A 13504-nucleotide genomic window follows, 5' to 3' on the forward strand; every position below is an offset into this window, starting at 1 on the left:
TCTAGTCGCACGCGAGGTGGAGCTTCCAGGCTATCCAGGCGGCGCCGACGCTGGCGATGGAGACCAGCAGGAGCGTTTCCGCCACCGAGACGCCCAGCTGCACCAGCACCGTCAGCAGCACCGCCGCCAGCACCATGCCGCCTGAATTGACGATATTGTTCGCCGCGACGGTCCGCGCGGTTTCCGACTTGTGCACGGTAGTCGTCAAGAAGGCGTAGAGCGGCACCACGAACATGCCGCCCGCCACCGCGACGCCGAACAGGTCGACCATGATCCATTCGGCCTGCGGGATGCGGACGAAGGTGGCGAGGTTCACCAGTCCCGGCCCCACGTCCGGCCAGTGGAGCACGTTCCAGTAAAGGTGGACGATGAACAGGCCCATCGCGATCGCCGCGGCGGGCGAATATTTGGCCAGCACGCGGCCGGCCAGCAGGCGGTTGATCAGGACCGAGCCCAGGGCGACGCCGACCGAGAAGATGGCAAGGAAGAGGGTCGCTACCTGCTCGTCGGCGCTCAGCACGTTCTTGACCAGCGGCGGGAATTGCGCGGCGAGAATCGCGCCCTGCGCCCAGAAGAAGCTAATCGCGATGATGGCGAGGAAGAGCCGGGGAATGTGCATCGTCCCGCTCACCAGCGCGATCGAGGCGCGGATGATGTGCCAGTCCATCTTCGGGATGGGCGCGTCAAGCTCGGGCGGGGCAGGGGGGACTTGCCCGCCCGTCAGCCGGCCCACGGCCGCGACCAGCAGCACGCCCGCGGCCGCTACATGGGCGGGAATCAGGCCGCCCGCGATGGTGCCGATCAGGATCGCGCCATAGGTGCCGGCCTCGACCAGCCCGGTTCCGCCCAGCACCTCGTCCTTGTGGAGATGCTGCGGCAGGATCGCATATTTGATGGGGCCGAAGAAGCTGGAGTGGACACCCATCGCGAACAGGGCGGTGAGCATCAGCGGCACGTTGTGCAGCAGCAGCCCCGCCGCGCCCGCCAGCATGATGAAGATTTCCGCCGTCTTCACGAATCGGATGATCCGCGCCTTATCCATCGAATCGGCAAGCTGACCCGCCAGGGCCGAGAACAGGAAGAAGGGGAGGATGAAGATGCCGCCGGCGACAGCGTTGAAGGTCGCCTCCTTGGTCGGATCGGAATAGACATGATAAGTGACCAGGATCACCATAGCCGTCTTGAACAGATTGTCGTTGAACGCGCCCAGGAACTGCGTCGCGAACAGGGGCAGGAAGCGGCGGCGGCCCAGCAGCCGGAGGGAAGCTTTCATGAGATCGAAATCAGGCCAGGGCGTCGCGCGCGATCATCGCGGCCGCTCATAGCCGGTAATTCGCCTGCCTCCAATCGCCGAACTTCGCGTTATCACGCCATGCGGGTGTTTCCCGCAGGGCGAAAACTGCTCTAAGAGGCCGCCAGATGCTCACCCTGCCCAATCTCCTCACCTTGTCGCGCATCCTCGCGGTGCCGATCCTGGTGGCGCTGCTGTGGCCGGTGGGCGGCTGGTTCGACTATGCGCTCGCCTTCGCGCTCTACTGCCTGATGGGCATCACCGACTATTTCGACGGCTATCTCGCCCGCGCCAAGGGGACGGTGTCGCGGCTCGGCGTCTTCCTGGATCCGATCGCCGACAAGATCATGATCGCCGCCGTGATCCTGATGCTGGTGTTCGTGGACCGCGTCCAGGGGCTCCATATCATCGCCGCGCTCGTCATCCTCATCCGCGAGATCGCTGTCTCGGGCCTTCGGGAGTTCCTCGCGAGCCTTCAGGTGTCGGTGCCGGTAAGCCAGCTCGCCAAATGGAAGACGACGTTCCAGCTCGTGGCGCTGGGAGCGCTGATACTCGCCGGGGCCGTGCCGCAATGGCCCTGGGTCCATACGGTCGGCCTCATCAGCCTCTGGGCGGCGGCCGCGCTCACGGCTGTCACGGGTTGGGATTATCTCCGCGTCGGCCTGAAGCATATGGACTGACGCCCATGGCGATCGTCGACCTCGTCTACTTTGGAAGCCTGCGCGAAGCGTTGGGTCGTGACGGCGAGCGGATCGATCCGCCCAGCCACGTCCTCACCGTGGAGGATCTGCTGAACTGGATGTCCGAGCGCGGGGAGCCGTATCGAAGCCTGCTTTCGGACCATGGCCGCATCCGCGCCGCCGTCGAGCGCGAACATGCCGGGCCGGGCGACAGTTTCTTCGGGGCCCAGGAAGTGGCGCTGTTCCCGCCGCCGGGGGCGACATGATCGATGTCCGCGTCCAGTCCGCCGATTTCGATCCCGGACGGCAGCTGGAGCGGCTCAGGGAGCTGGGCAGGGGCGCCGTCGCGAGCCTTCTCGGCATTGCCGAGGCCGACGGCGACGTCACCAGCATCGTTGTCGAACATTATGCCGCCATGGCCCGGGTCGAGCTTGGCCGCATCGCCGATGAAGCGCAGGGGCGCTGGCCACTTTCGGGGATCATCCTGATCCATCGCCACGGCAGCTTCGGACTGGGCGATCGGATCCTCTTCGTCGGCGCCGCCTCTTCCGATCATCAGGCAGCCGCGGAAGCCTGCGCCTACCTTGCCAGGTCGGTGAGGGAACGGGCGCCCTTCTGGCGCAAGGAACGGCTCGCGGGAGGGACCAGCCGGTGGACGGAGCGTCTTCCATCCGCCGCGCGGCAGCCCGTCTAGCTGGACGGAAGCAGCACCGCTTCGGTGACGTGGAAGACGCCGTTGGAGCTGGCGACATCCGCATGGGCGACCGTGCTGCTCCGTCCGTTGGGATCGGTGACGACGATCCGTCCCGCTTCCATCGTGACCCTGAGGTTGCCGCCCTGCACGGTGCGATAGTTCGCGTGGCCGCCGCCGGACTGGACGTCGGCCATGATCTCGGACCGCGACTTGGCGCCGGGGACGATATGGGCGCCGACCACGCCGGCCAGCTCCTGTCGGCTGCGCGGATGCATCAGTGCTTCGATGGTACCGTGCGGCAGCAGCCGGAAGGCGGCGTCGGTGGGCGCGAACAAAGTGTAGCCATGGTCGCCCGAAAGCCTGGGGGCCGCCCCGGCCGCCGTGATCGCGGCGACGAGCGTTTCGTGATCGCTCGAATTCTGCAGATTCTGGAAGATCGTATAATTCGGATACATGGTCGCCCCGCCGACGACCGGGTAGCTCGGTGCCGCGGGGGCCTTCGGCTGCTCCTTCTGCGCGGGGACGCAGGCCGCGACGGCGGCGATCAGGCACAGCGCCAGCGCGCGGGGCAAGAGCTTCAGCATGGGCGATCTCCGTCATCGGGGGCAGGCGGCACTATGAGACTGGGCGATATAGGAGCGAATCCGCCCGATTGGAACGGCTTAGGCGGTGAGCGGACGAGTCATCCCGGCGGACGCCGGACCCCCAGGAACTCGGGTTCCACGAACGGTGCGTAGCCTGTCTCTCATTCCGAGTTCTTGGGTCCCGGCCTTCGCCGGGATGACGGGAGTGAGTGGCTGGGATGACGGAAGTGAGTGAATGCAGGTTAGGCGGCTTTGCGCAACGCTTCGCCCAGCAATCGGAACTCCTTCTCGCGCGGGGAGCCCTTGCGCCAGATGAGGGCAATGCGCCTCGCGGGATGGTCCGCCTCGAGCGGACGGGCGACCACGTCGGTGCCGTTGAGGATGCCGGCGTCGAGCGCCATCTGCGGGATCATCGTCATGCCGAGGCGGTTGTCGACCATCTGCACCAGCGTGTGCAGCGAAGTACCGAGCATCGTCGCCTCGGCGCGCAACTCCGGCCGGTTGCAGGCGGCGAGCGCATGGTCCTTGAGGCAATGGCCATCCTCGAGCAGCAGCAGCCTGTCCTCGTCGATCGTCGCCGCGGTGGCATGGAGTGGGACGCCTTCCGGCATCCCGGGCGGAAAGGCGACGAACAGCCGGTCCTCGAACAGCTCGAACGACTCCACCTCGCCGCAATTATAAGGGAGAGCGAGAAGCACGCAGTCGAGCTGCCCGCGATGGAGCGAATCGCAGGCCGCCTGGCTGGTTTCCTCGCGGAGGAACAGCTTGAGGTCCGGCCATTCCCGGCGCAGCTTCGGCAGCAGGGTGGGGAGCAGGAAAGGGGCGATGGTGGGGATGACGCCCATCCTCAGTTCGCCCGACAAGGGCTTGCCGGCCGCCCGTGCCATGTCCGAAAGCTCCTCGGCCTCGCGCAGGATACGCCGCGCCTTCTCCGCGATCCGATCGCCCAGCGGGGTGAAGCGCACCACGCGCCGCGTACGCTCCACGAGCACGATGCCGATCAGCGACTCCAGCTCGCGAAGGCCGGCCGACAGGGTCGACTGCGTCACGAAGCAGGCATCGGCCGCGCGCCCGAAATGGCCATGGTTCTTGAGGGCCACCAGATACTGCAATTGCTTAAGGGTCGGCAGGTAGGTCGTCATTGGCTCGCTCGATCAATAGAAACGATCTAATCAATTTGATCGATGGATGCCAGCGCCATATAGCGCACTCCGAACAGGTCACGCTTAACCCCCAAAAACAGGAGACATGAATGCTCACCGTTGGTGACAAGCTTCCCGACCTTACGCTTCCGGTCCAGCAGGGCGCGTCCGCACTGCCGGCCGACGAGACGATCGATCTCGGCGAGACGAACGGGAAGTGGAAGGTCCTTTTCTACTGGCCGAAGGACTTCACCTTCGTCTGCCCGACCGAGATCGTCGGTTATGGCGAGCTGAACCAGGATTTCGCGGACCGCGACGCGGTGCTGATCGGCGCTTCGACCGATACCGCCCATGTCCACTTCGCCTGGCGCAAGTCGGACCAGCGGCTCGCCAACGCGGATTTCCCCTGGATCGCCGACAATGCGAAGAAGCTGGCTGACGGGCTCGGCATTCTTCATCCGGAAGACGGCGTCGCCTATCGCGCTACCTTCATCGTCGATCCGGACAATGTGATCCAGCACGTTACGGTCAACGGTCTCAATGTCGGCCGTAATCCGCAGGAGGCCTTGCGCGTCCTCGACGCGCTGCAGACCGACGAGCTCTGCCCCTGCAACTGGCAGGAAGGCCAAGAGGTCCTGAAGCCGGCCGCTTAAGGGTTTTCCCGCCAAGGTAGTATTTTGGCGGGAGCCCTATGCCCCCCGGCGGCCGCCAGGACTCTTGAGGGGCGCGGGAACAAAGGTTTCCGCGCCCCTTTTTTCATGCCAGGAGATCAACCCATGTCACTCAAGGAATTCGCCGACTCCCTTCCCGATTATGCGAAGGATCTTCGGCTCAACATGTCATCGCTGCTGAACGACCAGATTCTGGGCGACCAGCGCAAATACGGCCTTCTGCTCGCCTGCGCGCACGGCACCGGTTACAAGCCGGTCGTCGAAGCCGCCGAGGCGGAGGCCGAGGGCAAGCTCAGCGCCGAGGCCGCCAACGCCGCTCGCGCCGCCGCCGCCGTGATGGCGATGAACAACGTCTATTACCGCTTCGTCCACCTCGCCTCGAACCCAGAATATGGAACGATGCCGGCGAAGCTCAGGATGAACGTGGTCGGCTCGCCGGGCATCGACAAGGCGGATTTCGAGCTTTTCAGCCTGGCGGTGAGCGCCATGAATGGCTGCGGCATGTGCATCGACAGCCACGAGAAGGTGCTCAAGCAGCATGGCGTCAGCGCCGAAATCATCCAGGCCGGCGCCCGCGTCGGCGCAGTGATGAAGGCGGTGGCGACGGTCCACGCGACGCTCTGATCCGGCGGCGCTGGAAATCGGCGCAAGAGAGGCCTATCTCTTTCCCGTCGTAATTGTGCGTGGTGCCAATGCTCTCCGGACTGATCAGCTATCTCGATTCGATAAAGGCCCGCGACCCGGCGCCGCGCTCGCGCTGGGAAGTGCTGCTTTATCCGGGTGTGCTGGCGCTGGGGCTGCACCGCATCGCGCACTGGCTGTTCAAGGGCGAGCTTTATTTCCTCGCCCGCGCCATCAACCACCTGTCGCGCTTTCTGACCGCCATCGACATCCATCCCGGCGCGGCCATCGGCCGCCATTTCTTCATCGACCACGGCTTCACCGTGATCGGCGAAAGCTCCGAGATCGGCGACGAGGTGACCATCTACCAGAGCGTCACCCTGGGCGGCACCAATCCCACTGACGGCGTGGCGGGCAAGCGCCATCCCACGATCGGCGACGGCGTCATTATCGGCTCCGGGGCGCAAGTGCTGGGGCCGATAACGGTTGGTCCCCGCGCCCGGATCGGCGCCAACGCGGTGGTCACCCGGGATGTGCCCGAAGGCGCGACGATGGTCGGCATTCCGGCCAAGCCGGTGCTGGTCGACGCGGCCGATTACGCGAAGGATTTCGTTCCGTACGGCACGCCCTGTAACGAAATGTTTGACCCTGGGGCGCAAAAGTTGGACATTCTGAGGTGCGAGGTCGAACGGTTGAACAAGCGAGTGGCCGAATTGATCGAAGAGCGGGACGGCGCCAAGGCGCCGAGCCGGACGCGGGGGTCGCGCGCACGCGGTGACCGGGAGCGTGATCGGGCCTGATGGGCACCGTCCACCCTTTCCCGCGCCGGGAGGGTGAGGCCTCCCAGATCGGTTTTGAACGAATTGAACTCAGCCGCATCGTCGATCTCTACGGCCGCATGGTCGCCGCCGGGCTGTGGAAAGACTACGCGATCGACTTCGGCCCCGATTACGCCGCTTTCTGGGCGTTCCGGCGCACCGCCGAGAGACCCGAATACAAGATCGAGAAGCGGCCCGCTTTACGTTCGCGGCAGGGGCAGTGGGCCCTGATCGGGGAGCATGGGATGGTGCTCAAACGGGGCCATGAGCTTGGCCCCGTTCTCGCGCCGATCGAACGCCGGCTGTTGAAGCTGGTGGCGGAGTAGCTTTTTAGGCCGCGACCGCTCGATCCAGCACTGGCAGCTTGGACCGCAGCCCCGCAGGCAACGGCGTCACCACGGCCCGTCGTGCGGTGTGCCAGAAGGCGGAGAGGAGCAGTAGGGCTGAACCGATGACGAAGGCGGTGAGGGCGAAGCTCAATTCCACCGCGCCGAACCGTTCCAGCACGTCCGAAAGCGCCCAAAGCACATAGGCCAGTGCCGAGACGAGCAGTGCGCGCCGGTCGATGGCAAGGGCGGTGAGGCCGAGCCCGACATAGACAAGCAGCACGACGACCGCCTCCATAACGGATGCCGAGCCGTCGGTGAGACCGAGCAGCGAAAACACTGGATGGACGATCAGCGGCGCCGCCAGCAGGTGCAGCCAGAAGGCGACGTCCGAGCGGCGCGTTTCCCGCTTCGGGTCGGACGAATCCCACCACATCGCGAAAAGAAACACGCCGACGCCGAGCAGAAGTGCGAAGCCGAGGAGGATGTCATTGAGGCTTTCGGAGTCGCCGACCCCAAAGGCGATGGTGCCGAGCGCGACGCCGACGACCGCGGTCGCGCCAGCGGCGACGGTGATGGGCACACGGAAACGCCGCCAGTGCAGCCAGGCCGAGCCCGCCGCGACCGCCGCCGCGCCGGCCACGACCAGCGCCGCCAGACGTTCATTGTCCTGGAACGCGGATTCGCCGATCGTCAACCCGACGAGAGACGCGACCGCCACGAATACGCCGCCGACGAAGGCGAGCAGCAGCACGATGCTGGGCAGGGCCATGCGCCGCTTCAGCGTGAAGAATTCGGCCAGGCCCCAGGCGGCGCCCGCGACGAACAGGCCGGAGAACGGCGAAGGCCCTGTCCAGTCGCCGCCCATGCGCATCGAGTCGCCGATCCAGCTTACCGCGGTGAGGAGGATCACCGCCGCGATGGCGACGAAAATGTCGTTGAATCCGGTCAGGAGCCGGAAATGCTCCTCGTCGACCGCCGGTGTAGTGCGGCGCGCGGAGACATGGTTCCTGAGCGCGTCCGCCGCCTGCGGCGAAAGGGCACCAGCCGCAACCGCAGCATCGAGATCGCTTTCGCTATACATGGTCGGCTCCCTCCTATGGAGAGCCGATGATAGCGCAGCTGTATTATATTAGCAATACACAGGTGCCGGACAGGCAAATGGGGCGCCGCGAGGGCGCCCCATCATGGGCCTTAGTCGGGGACGCCGACTTCGTAGGTCTGGACGCAATTGTCGGTAACCTCCTTGGTGCAGGGCGGATATTCCTGCTGGGCCGGCTCGGTGGCGAAGACCGCGCTCTGGTTGGCGCTTGGCACCACTGTGGCGCCCGCAGGAGCACTGATCGGCTGGTTCGCGCCGGCAGGCGCGGTGGCGGCGTCCGAAACGACGGCAATGCCACGCGCGTCCACTTCAGGATTTTCGTTGCCCGGTGCGACGGTGGTCGGCGTTCCCGTCGGCGGCGCCATTGTCGTTGCGGGTGGCATCGTTTCGGCCGGCGGCGGTGCGGTCGTGTCCGCCGGCGGTGGCATCGTTTCGGCCGGGGGTGGCACCGTCGGATCCGTCTCCATCGGCTGCTCCGTCCCCATCGTCTCGTCGGTAGTGGTTTGGTCGTCCGTGGTGTCCTGGGCCAGCGCAACGCTGCTGACCGTCAGGGCCGCTGCAAACAAGATCATCTTCATCACACTCTCCTCTCGCCCGGCTGCCCCGCTCAAGCGCCGGGTTCCGCCCCATTACGGACCCTAAACGACGTTGCCGCGAATTATATCCCACCCTATTTGCCGGCTCAGGCATGGCCTTCGCTGTCCAGCGCATAACCGGCCGAACGCACCGTTCGTATGATATCGGCCTTGCCGCCGTCGTTGATCGCCTTCCTGAGGCGACGGATGTGGACGTCGACGGTGCGCGGCTCGATGTCGCTGTCGTGGCCCCACACGGAATCGAGCAGCCGCTCGCGGGAGAAGACGCGGCCGGGGTGCTCCAGGAAGTGGCGCAGCAGGCGGAATTCGGTCGGGCCGAGAGCGATCGTCGCGCCACCGCGCCGCACCTTGTGGGCGCCGATGTCCATTTCGATGTCGGCATAAGCCAGCTGCTCGCCCGCCAGCGCCGGCCGCACGCGGCGCAGCACGGCGCCGACGCGGGCGACGAGCTCACGGGGGCTGAAGGGCTTGGTGATATAGTCGTCGGCGCCGGTTTCGAGCCCGCGAATGCGGTCCGCCTCCTCGCCGCGGGCCGTGAGCATGATAATCGGCACATTGGCGGTCTCGGGGTGACGACGCAGGCGGCGACAGACCTCGATCCCCGACACGCCTTCGATCATCCAATCGAGGAGGACGAGATCCGGCGGATTTTCCCGGGCGAGGAGCATCGCATCCTCGCCGTCGGCGGTATGCGCGACTTCGAAATCCTCGCGCTTCAGATTGTAGACGAGGAGCTCGGCGAGGGCGTTGTCGTCCTCGACGAGCAGGATGCGGCCCTTAGCCATCGGTATGTACGTCGGTCGGGCTGTCGCCCTTGGTCCGCTCCGGCATATGCTCGCCGGTGGCGGCGAAATAGACCATCTCGGCGACGTTGGTCGCGTGGTCGCCCATCCGCTCCAGATTCTTGGCGATAAAGAGGAGGTGGGTGGCGGCGGTGATGTTGTGCGAATTCTCCATCATGAAGGTCAGGAGCGTGCGGAAGATGCTGTTATAGAAGTCGTCGACCGAGCGGTCTCGTTCGCAGACCAGCACCGCCTTGTCGGCATCGCGCGCCGCAAAGGCATCGAGCACGTTGTTCACCATCTCGCCGACGATCCGTGCCATTTCCGGGAGCAGGGACAGCGGCTCCAAATTGGTCGTGTGCTCGATGACATGGACGCGCTTGGCGATATTCTTGGCGTAATCGCCGATCCGTTCGACAACGCCGGCTATCTTCAGCGCTGCGACCACCTCGCGAAGGTCGTCGGCCATGGGCGCGCGAAGGGCGATGAGCTGTACGGCGTTGCGTTCGACCTCGGCTTCGAGCGCATCGATCTTCTTGTCGCCCTCGATGACGCGGTTCGCGGCTTCGGTATCGCGCTGCATCAGCGCGCGCATGCTCTCCGATATGGCGGCTTCGGCGAGACCGCCCATCTGCGCGATTGAGGCGCGAAGCTGGTCGAGATCCTGGTCGAAGGCTTTGACGGTATGTGCGCTGGTGCCCATGGGTGGTCCCTTCTCAGCCGTAACGGCCGGTGATGTAGTCCTTGGTGCGCGTCTCGCGCGGGTTGGTGAAGATTTCCGAAGTGTCGCCATATTCGACGAGGTTGCCGAGGTGGAAGAAAGCGGTGCGCTGCGAGACACGCGCGGCCTGCTGCATGTTGTGGGTGACGATGACGATGGCGTAGCGGCCGCGAAGCTCGTGGATCAGCTCCTCGATCTTGGCGGTGGCGATCGGATCGAGCGCCGAGCAGGGCTCGTCCATCAGGATCACTTCGGGATCGACCGCGATGGCGCGGGCGATGCAAAGCCGCTGCTGCTGGCCGCCGGAAAGGGCGGTGCCGCTGTCCTGGAGACGGTCCTTCACTTCATCCCAGAGGCCGGCTCGACGGAGTGATTTTTCGACGACCCGGTCCATCTCCGTCTTGCCCGCGGCGAGGCCGTGGATGCGGGGACCGTAGGCCACATTCTCGTAGATCGACTTGGGGAAGGGGTTGGGTTTCTGGAACACCATGCCGACGCGGGCGCGAAGCTGCACCACGTCCATCGAAGAGGCATAGATGTCCTCGCCGTCGAGCTCGATACTGCCTTCGACGCGGGCGCTGGCGATCGTGTCGTTCATGCGGTTCAAGGTCCGCAGGAAGGTCGATTTACCGCAGCCGGAGGGGCCGATGAAGGCGGTGACATTTTCCTGGCTGATGTCGATCGAGACGTCGTCGATCGCCTTCTTGTCACCATAGAAGACGCTGACGCCGCGCGCCGTCATCTTGGGCGCGGAGGGGGTGGTCTCCGGCGCTCTCGTTTCGTGGGTCATCGCGTCGATCATGTTTTTCACCAGCGTCGCTCGAACTTGTTTCTAAGATAGATGGCGAGGCCGTTCATCGCGAGGAGGAAGATCAGGAGGACGATGATCGCGGCCGACGTCTTTTCCACGAAGCCCCGGCTGACCTCGTCGGACCAGAGATAGATCTGCACCGGCAGCACCGTTGCCGGATCGGTGATCCCGCCCGGCGGCGTGGCGATGAAGGCGCGCATGCCGATCATGAGCAGCGGCGCCGTCTCGCCCAGCGCGCGGGCCATGCCGATGATCGTCCCGGTGAGGATGCCCGGCAGCGCCAGCGGCAGGACGTGATGAAATACGACCTGGATGCGGCTGGCGCCGATGCCGAGGGCGGCGTCGCGGATCGAGGGCGGGACGGATTTGATCGCGTTGCGGCCGGCGATGACGATGACGGGCATGGTCATCAGCGCCAGCACCATGCCGCCGACCAGGGGTGCCGAGCGGGGCAGGTGCATGAAATTGAGGAAGACGGCGAGACCGAGCAGGCCGAAGATGATCGAGGGCACGGCGGCGAGGTTGTTGATCGACACCTCGATCATGTCGGTCCAGCGGTTCCGCGCCGCATATTCCTCCAGATAGACGGCCGAGAGGACGCCGATCGGAAAGGCGAGAGCGATCGTCACCGCCATCGTGAGGAGCGAGCCCTTGAGCGCGCCCCAGATGCCGACGACGGTAGGGTCGGTGGCGTCGGCGGCGCTGAGGAAGCGGCCGTTGAAGCCGGTCTTCACCGCTTCGGCGGCTTGCAGGCGGTCATAGGCCGCCTCCGCCTCGGGCGCGCCCTCGCCCTTGGCGGCGACGTCGATGTGGTCGGAGGCCGGGAGCCAGAAGGTCTCCGTGCGCGTGAGGATGGAGGGATCGTCCTTGATGGCCTCGCGCACGCGCAGCCAGGCGGCATCGGAGAGGAGCCGCGAGACGCCTTCATATTGGGTTTCGGCGGCGTTTCTCACGACCCCGTCGATATTGACGGAGGCGAGAGCCCGATCGACATTCGGGCCTTGGAGCGTCGCAGGATCGAGGAACAGATCACTCGCCGCGAAGTCGATGTCGAGCCGTACCTCCGTCTGGGTGAAGCCCCTGAGGCCGTTCGCCATCATGGTGATCAGCAGGAAGGCGAGGAAGGCGGCGGACAGCAGGACGGCGCCGAGGCCGATCAGGCGAAAGCGTCGCTCGGCCGCGTAGCGCCGGCGGATGCGTCGCTGCATCGCGTCGGTCTTCCAGTCGGTCGGGATGCGGGCGATATCACTCATAGGCTTCGCGATATTTCTTCACCACGCGAAGCGCGACGATGTTGAGGAGGAGGGTGACGATGAAGAGGACGAGGCCGAGCGCGAAGGCGGCGAGCGTCTTGGCGCTGTTGAATTCCTGATCGCCGGTCAGCAGCTGGACGATCTGGGTGGTGACCGTGGTGACGCTGGCGAAGGGGTTGGCGGTCAGGTTGGCGGCGAGGCCCGCGGCCATCACCACGATCATCGTCTCGCCGATCGCGCGGCTGACGGCGAGGAGGATGCCGCCGACGACGCCGGGGAGGGCGGCGGGGACCAGCACTTTCTTGATCGTCTCCGACTTGGTCGCGCCCATCGCGAGGGAACCGTCGCGCATCGCCTGCGGCACGGCATTGATGGAGTCGTCGGCCATCGAGGAGACGAAGGGGATGATCATGATGCCCATGACGAGGCCCGCCGCCAGCGCCGATTCCGAGGAGGCGCCGGGGATGCCGACGGAAACCGCGAACTCGCGGATGGCGGGCGCCACCGTCAGCGCGGCGAAATAGCCGTAGACGACCGTGGGAACACCCGCGAGCATCTCCAGGGTCGGCTTCATCCAGCTGCGCACCGTGGGGTTCGCATATTGCGTGAGATAAATGGCGCTCATCAGGCCCAGCGGGATGGCGACGATCATGGCGATGATCGCGCCGATGAAGATGGTGCCCCAGAACAGCGGGATCGCCCCGAACGCGCCGGACGAACCCGCCTGGTCCGGCCGGATCGCGGTCTGTGGGCTCCAGTTGGTGCCGAACAGGAACTCGATGGGCGAGACGAGACTGAAGAAGCGCAGCGACTCGAACAGGAGCGAGAGGACGATGCCGAGCGTGGTCAGGATCGCGATCAGGGATGCGAGGAAGAGGAGCCCCATCACCAGCCGCTCGACCCGAGTGCGGGCGCGGAAATGCGGCGAGAGGCGGGTATAGCCGAAGGCGCCGCCGGCGAAGGCGAGCAGCAGGGCCGCGGCGCCGCCGATCAGGCCGTAATGGCCGATGGCCTCCTCATAAGCGGGCGCGAGCGTGCGGGCCTCGGGATTGAACGCCGTCTGGATGGCTCCGCTGGCCAAGCCCCGAGCTTCGCTGAGGACCGCGCCGCGCTGCATCGGCTCGGTCGGAAGGGTCGCGGCGGCGGGGCTGTCGAGCACCGCCTGGGTCACGAGTCCGCCGGAAATCGAGCTCCACACCACGAGAAACAGCAGGGCCGGGATCAGCGCCCATAGCGCCACATACCAGCCGTGATAGGAAGGGAGAGAGTGCAGGCGCGGCTTGCCCGGTCCGGCGAACGCCATCGCCCGGGCGCGCGCGGTGAGCCAGGCCACGAGGCCCAAACCCAGGATCAGCAGGACGATCGCGAGCAGCGACAAGCCGGTAATTCCTCGAACAGTGGAACGCCGGACC

At 65.7% G+C, this 13504-nt stretch carries 17 protein-coding genes; 7 read left to right on the top strand and 10 right to left on the bottom strand.

Annotation, left to right across the window (positions count from 1 at the left end; genetic code table 11):
* Position 1: 1 nt before the first annotated feature.
* Positions 2 to 1273: an MFS transporter gene (locus tag VIR62_RS04765; protein WP_431869131.1), complete on the bottom strand. Its 1272-nt coding sequence runs from the start codon at positions 1271 to 1273 to the stop codon at positions 2 to 4.
* A 146-nt stretch (positions 1274 to 1419) separates the two neighbouring features.
* Here VIR62_RS04765 and pgsA point away from each other — a divergent pair, with 146 nt between their 5' ends.
* From pgsA to VIR62_RS04780, 3 genes are read left to right on the top strand one after another with little or no spacing between them, the layout of a single operon-like run.
* The gene (gene pgsA, locus VIR62_RS04770; RefSeq protein ID WP_431869133.1) at positions 1420 to 1971 is read left to right on the top strand and encodes a CDP-diacylglycerol--glycerol-3-phosphate 3-phosphatidyltransferase; all 552 of its coding nucleotides are present in this window, start codon (positions 1420 to 1422) and stop codon (positions 1969 to 1971) included.
* Positions 1972 to 1976: 5 nt separating this feature from the next.
* Positions 1977 to 2237 carry a MoaD/ThiS family protein gene (locus VIR62_RS04775; protein ID WP_431869135.1) on the top strand — a complete coding sequence of 87 codons (261 nt, stop codon included), beginning with the start codon at positions 1977 to 1979 and terminating at the stop codon, positions 2235 to 2237.
* A complete protein-coding gene (locus VIR62_RS04780) occupies positions 2234 to 2665 on the top strand; it encodes a molybdenum cofactor biosynthesis protein MoaE (protein ID WP_431869137.1) in 432 nt (143 codons plus the stop codon). Before VIR62_RS04775 ends, VIR62_RS04780 begins: the two co-directional genes overlap by 4 nt.
* On the opposite strand, the gene VIR62_RS04785 is transcribed toward VIR62_RS04780, so the two are convergent.
* Positions 2662 to 3249, bottom strand: a complete 588-nt coding sequence (locus VIR62_RS04785; RefSeq protein ID WP_431869139.1) for a fasciclin domain-containing protein — start codon at positions 3247 to 3249, stop codon at positions 2662 to 2664. The genes VIR62_RS04780 and VIR62_RS04785 overlap by 4 nt on opposite strands.
* Before the next feature lie 242 nt (positions 3250 to 3491).
* Positions 3492 to 4391: a LysR substrate-binding domain-containing protein gene (locus tag VIR62_RS04790; RefSeq protein WP_431869141.1), complete on the bottom strand. Its 900-nt coding sequence runs from the start codon at positions 4389 to 4391 to the stop codon at positions 3492 to 3494.
* A 110-nt stretch (positions 4392 to 4501) separates the two neighbouring features.
* Between VIR62_RS04790 and VIR62_RS04795 the strand changes: the two genes are divergently transcribed.
* From VIR62_RS04795 to VIR62_RS04810, 4 genes are all read left to right on the top strand, one after another.
* Positions 4502 to 5044, top strand: coding sequence for a peroxiredoxin (locus VIR62_RS04795; protein ID WP_431869143.1), 543 nt, complete (start codon positions 4502 to 4504; stop codon positions 5042 to 5044).
* Positions 5045 to 5167: 123 nt separating this feature from the next.
* A complete protein-coding gene (locus VIR62_RS04800) occupies positions 5168 to 5686 on the top strand; it encodes a carboxymuconolactone decarboxylase family protein (RefSeq protein ID WP_431869145.1) in 519 nt (172 codons plus the stop codon).
* Positions 5687 to 5754: 68 nt separating this feature from the next.
* Positions 5755 to 6483, top strand: a complete 729-nt coding sequence (gene epsC, locus VIR62_RS04805; protein ID WP_431869146.1) for a serine O-acetyltransferase EpsC — start codon at positions 5755 to 5757, stop codon at positions 6481 to 6483.
* Complete coding sequence (locus VIR62_RS04810) at positions 6483 to 6827, top strand: DUF2794 domain-containing protein (RefSeq protein ID WP_431869147.1); 345 nt, start codon at positions 6483 to 6485, stop codon at positions 6825 to 6827. Before epsC ends, VIR62_RS04810 begins: the two co-directional genes overlap by 1 nt.
* A 4-nt stretch (positions 6828 to 6831) precedes the next feature.
* Here the strand turns inward: VIR62_RS04810 and VIR62_RS04815 are convergent, their stop codons facing one another.
* From VIR62_RS04815 to pstC, 7 genes are all read right to left on the bottom strand, one after another.
* Positions 6832 to 7911, bottom strand: a complete 1080-nt coding sequence (locus VIR62_RS04815) for a hypothetical protein (protein ID WP_431869149.1) — start codon at positions 7909 to 7911, stop codon at positions 6832 to 6834.
* Positions 7912 to 8021: 110 nt separating this feature from the next.
* Positions 8022 to 8507 (bottom strand): hypothetical protein, encoded by a 486-nt coding sequence (locus tag VIR62_RS04820; RefSeq protein WP_431869150.1) that lies wholly within the window; start codon positions 8505 to 8507, stop codon positions 8022 to 8024.
* Positions 8508 to 8611: 104 nt separating this feature from the next.
* Positions 8612 to 9310: a phosphate regulon transcriptional regulator PhoB gene (gene phoB / locus VIR62_RS04825; RefSeq protein ID WP_431869152.1), complete on the bottom strand. Its 699-nt coding sequence runs from the start codon at positions 9308 to 9310 to the stop codon at positions 8612 to 8614.
* The gene (gene phoU / locus VIR62_RS04830) at positions 9303 to 10010 is read right to left on the bottom strand and encodes a phosphate signaling complex protein PhoU (protein WP_431869154.1); all 708 of its coding nucleotides are present in this window, start codon (positions 10008 to 10010) and stop codon (positions 9303 to 9305) included. Before phoU ends, phoB begins: the two co-directional genes overlap by 8 nt.
* A 13-nt stretch (positions 10011 to 10023) precedes the next feature.
* Positions 10024 to 10830: a phosphate ABC transporter ATP-binding protein PstB gene (gene pstB / locus VIR62_RS04835; RefSeq protein ID WP_431869198.1), complete on the bottom strand. Its 807-nt coding sequence runs from the start codon at positions 10828 to 10830 to the stop codon at positions 10024 to 10026.
* A gap of 5 nt (positions 10831 to 10835) precedes the next feature.
* Complete coding sequence (gene pstA, locus VIR62_RS04840; protein WP_431869155.1) at positions 10836 to 12092, bottom strand: phosphate ABC transporter permease PstA; 1257 nt, start codon at positions 12090 to 12092, stop codon at positions 10836 to 10838.
* Positions 12085 to 13470 (bottom strand): phosphate ABC transporter permease subunit PstC, encoded by a 1386-nt coding sequence (gene pstC / locus VIR62_RS04845; protein ID WP_431869156.1) that lies wholly within the window; start codon positions 13468 to 13470, stop codon positions 12085 to 12087. The genes pstA and pstC overlap by 8 nt, the downstream gene beginning before the upstream one ends.
* Positions 13471 to 13504 lie beyond the last annotated feature (34 nt).

Source organism: Allosphingosinicella sp. (assembly GCF_036570505.1).
Classification (GTDB): Bacteria; Pseudomonadota; Alphaproteobacteria; order Sphingomonadales; family Sphingomonadaceae; genus Allosphingosinicella.

What these genes read in the sequence shown, in the direction of transcription:
- VIR62_RS04765 (WP_431869131.1), bottom strand. Translation starts at nt 1,273, where the DNA reads ATGAAAGCTTCCCTCCGGCTGCTGGGCCGCCGCCGCTTCCTGCCCCTG.
- pgsA (WP_431869133.1), top strand. Translation starts at nt 1,420, where the DNA reads ATGCTCACCCTGCCCAATCTCCTCACCTTGTCGCGCATCCTCGCGGTG.
- VIR62_RS04775 (WP_431869135.1), top strand. Translation starts at nt 1,977, where the DNA reads ATGGCGATCGTCGACCTCGTCTACTTTGGAAGCCTGCGCGAAGCGTTG.
- VIR62_RS04780 (WP_431869137.1), top strand. Translation starts at nt 2,234, where the DNA reads ATGATCGATGTCCGCGTCCAGTCCGCCGATTTCGATCCCGGACGGCAG.
- VIR62_RS04785 (WP_431869139.1), bottom strand. Translation starts at nt 3,249, where the DNA reads ATGCTGAAGCTCTTGCCCCGCGCGCTGGCGCTGTGCCTGATCGCCGCC.
- VIR62_RS04790 (WP_431869141.1), bottom strand. Translation starts at nt 4,391, where the DNA reads ATGACGACCTACCTGCCGACCCTTAAGCAATTGCAGTATCTGGTGGCC.
- VIR62_RS04795 (WP_431869143.1), top strand. Translation starts at nt 4,502, where the DNA reads ATGCTCACCGTTGGTGACAAGCTTCCCGACCTTACGCTTCCGGTCCAG.
- VIR62_RS04800 (WP_431869145.1), top strand. Translation starts at nt 5,168, where the DNA reads ATGTCACTCAAGGAATTCGCCGACTCCCTTCCCGATTATGCGAAGGAT.
- epsC (WP_431869146.1), top strand. Translation starts at nt 5,755, where the DNA reads ATGCTCTCCGGACTGATCAGCTATCTCGATTCGATAAAGGCCCGCGAC.
- VIR62_RS04810 (WP_431869147.1), top strand. Translation starts at nt 6,483, where the DNA reads ATGGGCACCGTCCACCCTTTCCCGCGCCGGGAGGGTGAGGCCTCCCAG.
- VIR62_RS04815 (WP_431869149.1), bottom strand. Translation starts at nt 7,911, where the DNA reads ATGTATAGCGAAAGCGATCTCGATGCTGCGGTTGCGGCTGGTGCCCTT.
- VIR62_RS04820 (WP_431869150.1), bottom strand. Translation starts at nt 8,507, where the DNA reads ATGAAGATGATCTTGTTTGCAGCGGCCCTGACGGTCAGCAGCGTTGCG.
- phoB (WP_431869152.1), bottom strand. Translation starts at nt 9,310, where the DNA reads ATGGCTAAGGGCCGCATCCTGCTCGTCGAGGACGACAACGCCCTCGCC.
- phoU (WP_431869154.1), bottom strand. Translation starts at nt 10,010, where the DNA reads ATGGGCACCAGCGCACATACCGTCAAAGCCTTCGACCAGGATCTCGAC.
- pstB (WP_431869198.1), bottom strand. Translation starts at nt 10,830, where the DNA reads ATGATCGACGCGATGACCCACGAAACGAGAGCGCCGGAGACCACCCCC.
- pstA (WP_431869155.1), bottom strand. Translation starts at nt 12,092, where the DNA reads ATGAGTGATATCGCCCGCATCCCGACCGACTGGAAGACCGACGCGATG.